Raw genomic sequence first — 2,763 nt, forward strand, 5'->3', positions numbered from 1 at the left:
GCGCGCCGCGTCCCGGGGCGTGCCGCCGTCGGTGCCGGCCGATGCCGCGAGGTCGGCGGTCACGCGATCAGATCCATCATGGGCGTCTCCGCGAGGGGGTTCGATGATCAGGACACCCATGCTTCACCGGAGGGGCCGATCGCTTTCCCGGGTTCTCCGGCGTTTTCCCGGTGTTCTCCGGCCGGGGCGAACCGGTTGTGCGTCCGGTCCGGTTCCGGGCATAACAGGACGGGTATAGCTCAGACGGAAAAGGGTTGAGCTCCTCCCCTGACATGGCGTCCGCCCGCCTTCATAGAGTCTGCGGTATATCCACCCGTTGATGCCGTTCTGCGGCGTCGTCCGCCCGGCACACCGACGTGCCGGGGCCGCGCGGGACGAAGGAGGACGAGGCGATGGGCGAACCGGCCCCCGAAGCCCTCACCTACGGCGGCTACCTGCGGCTGGACCGGCTGCTGGACTGCCAGGAGCCGCGGACCGGCGCGCACGACGAGATGCTGTTCGTGGTCATCCACCAGGTGTACGAGCTGTGGTTCAAGCAGATCCTGCACGAGGCGGACCTGCTCCAGCGGCGGCTGGAGGACGGCGACAGCGCCGGCGCGCTCGCCACCGCCCGCCGGATCACCAAGATCCTCAAGACGGTGGTGGGGCAGCTGGACGTGCTGGAGACCATGACCCCGCGCCAGTTCGCCTCCTTCCGGGACGCGCTCGGCACCTCCAGCGGCTTCCAGTCGGCGCAGTTCCGGCGGATCGAGGCGATGCTGGGCCGCCGCCGGTTCCCCGCGTCCGACCTGCGCGACGACGCGGACCTGAGGGCCGCCGTCGCCCGCCGGTCGCTGATGGACTCGCTGATGCGGTACCTGGCGGCGCAGGGGCACACGATCCCGGACGAGGCGCTGCGGCGCGACCCGTCCGAGCCGTGGACGGCCGACCGCGGCGTCCAGGACGCGCTGCTGAAGGCCTACGCCGACGAGCGGGCGCCCGCCGTCGAGGTGTGCGAGGCCCTGGTGGACATCGACGAGGGCGTCCAGGAGTGGCGCTACCGGCACGTCAAGATGGTCGAGCGGACCATCGGCGCCAAGCTCGGCACGGGCGGCTCCGCCGGGGCCGACTACCTGCGCTCCACCCTGTTCACCCCGGCCTTCCCGGACCTGTGGGAGGTCCGGTCCCAGATCGAGGAGACCGTCGTCCATGCCGACTGAGGCCCCCGGCGCCCCCCGTTCCGGCGAGCAGCGCGTCGCCGTCGTCGGCGCGGGCCTGGCGGGCGCCCTGCTGGCGACCCTGCTGGGCCGGCGCGGCGTCCCGGTGACGGTGTACGAGCGCCGCCCCGACCCGCGGGTCGCCGGCGCCGAGCGCGGCCGGTCCATCAACCTGGCGATCTCCGCGCGCGGGCTCGCCGCGCTGGAGCAGGTCGGGCTGCGCGAGCAGGCGCTCGCGCGGGCGCTGCCCATGCACGGCCGGATGGTGCACCCGCGCGGCGCCGCGACCAACTTCCAGTCCTACAGCGCCGACGGCACGCGCGCGATCAACTCGATCAGCCGCGCCGAGCTCAACGCCGCGCTGCTCGACACCGCCGAGGCCACGCCCGGCGTGACGCTGCGGTTCGCGCACAAGGTCACGGCCATGGACACCGCGTCCGGCAAGCTCACGCTGGACGGCCCGGACGGCACCCTCACCGAGCCCGCCGACATCGTCCTCGCCGGGGACGGCGCCTACAGCGCGGTCCGCCGCGGCGTGGGGCCCGGCGGCGCGTTCGACGCCGACACCGACTTCCTGGAGCACGGGTACAAGGAGCTGACGGTCCCGCCGCGCGACGGCGACTTCGCGCTCGACCCCGACGCCCTGCACATCTGGCCGCGCGGCACGTCCATGATGATCGCGCTGCCGAACCTGGACCGCTCGTTCACCTGCACGCTGTTCTGGCCCAAGGACGAGTTCGAGGCGCTCGGCACGCCCGAGGCGGTGACCGCGCACTTCCGCCGGCACTACCCGGACGTCGCGGAGCTGATGCCGGACCTCACCGACGACTTCGCGCGCAACCCGGTCGGGTCGCTGGTGACCGTCCGCGCCTGGCCGTGGGTCCGGATCGGCGAGGGCGCGTCGGTGGCGCTGCTCGGCGACGCGGCGCACGCGATCGTGCCGTTCTTCGGGCAGGGCGCCAACTGCGCGTTCGAGGACTGCATCGAGATCGACCGCTGCCTGGACGAGACGGGCGGCGACTGGCCGGCGGCGCTGTCGCTGTACCAGGAGCGCCGCAAGGCCAACACCGACGCGATCGCGGAGATGGCGCTGGAGAACTTCGTGGAGATGCGCGACAAGGTCGCCTCCCCGGTGTTCCGGGCGAAGCAGGCGGCCGTGCACGCGCTGGAGCGGCGGCTCGCCGGACGCTACGTCTCGCGGTACGAGCTGGTGTCGTTCTCGACGATGCCGTACGCGCGGATCCCCGCCCGGATCAGGAAGCAGAACCTGGCCGTCGCGGGCACGGCGGGCGCCGCTGCGCTGCTCACGGCCGGCGCCGTGCGAGCGCTCCGCCGCCGCGTCCACCGCTGAACCGCGGCGGCCGGGCCGGGCGGTGACGGCGGCGGGGGTCAGGCGGCGTGCCGCCGGACGACCGGCTTCCCGACGTGGCCGAACAGGTCGAGCAGGCTCAGCGCGAACGCCGCGACGACGAACAGCAGCACGATGATCAGGCCGTGCCGGAACGCCGCCGCCCAGTCGCCGCGGCTTCCGGCGACGGTCGCGAAGAACACCGCGCCGACGGCGGCG

2 protein-coding genes are annotated in these 2,763 nt (G+C 73.5%); both read left to right on the plus strand.

What is annotated here, in order from left to right; all coding sequences use genetic code 11:
* The first annotated feature begins 392 nt into the window (after positions 1 to 392).
* A complete protein-coding gene (locus AB0J52_RS35045) occupies positions 393 to 1,199 on the plus strand; it encodes a tryptophan 2,3-dioxygenase (protein WP_500187202.1) in 807 nt (268 codons plus the stop codon).
* Complete coding sequence (locus tag AB0J52_RS35050; protein ID WP_500187203.1) at positions 1,189 to 2,547, plus strand: FAD-dependent oxidoreductase; 1,359 nt, start codon at positions 1,189 to 1,191, stop codon at positions 2,545 to 2,547. The genes AB0J52_RS35045 and AB0J52_RS35050 overlap by 11 nt, the downstream gene beginning before the upstream one ends.
* Positions 2,548 to 2,763 lie beyond the last annotated feature (216 nt).

The sequence above is a fragment of the Spirillospora sp. NPDC049652 genome (assembly GCF_040675125.1).
Lineage (GTDB): Bacteria > Actinomycetota > Actinomycetes > Streptosporangiales > Streptosporangiaceae > Spirillospora.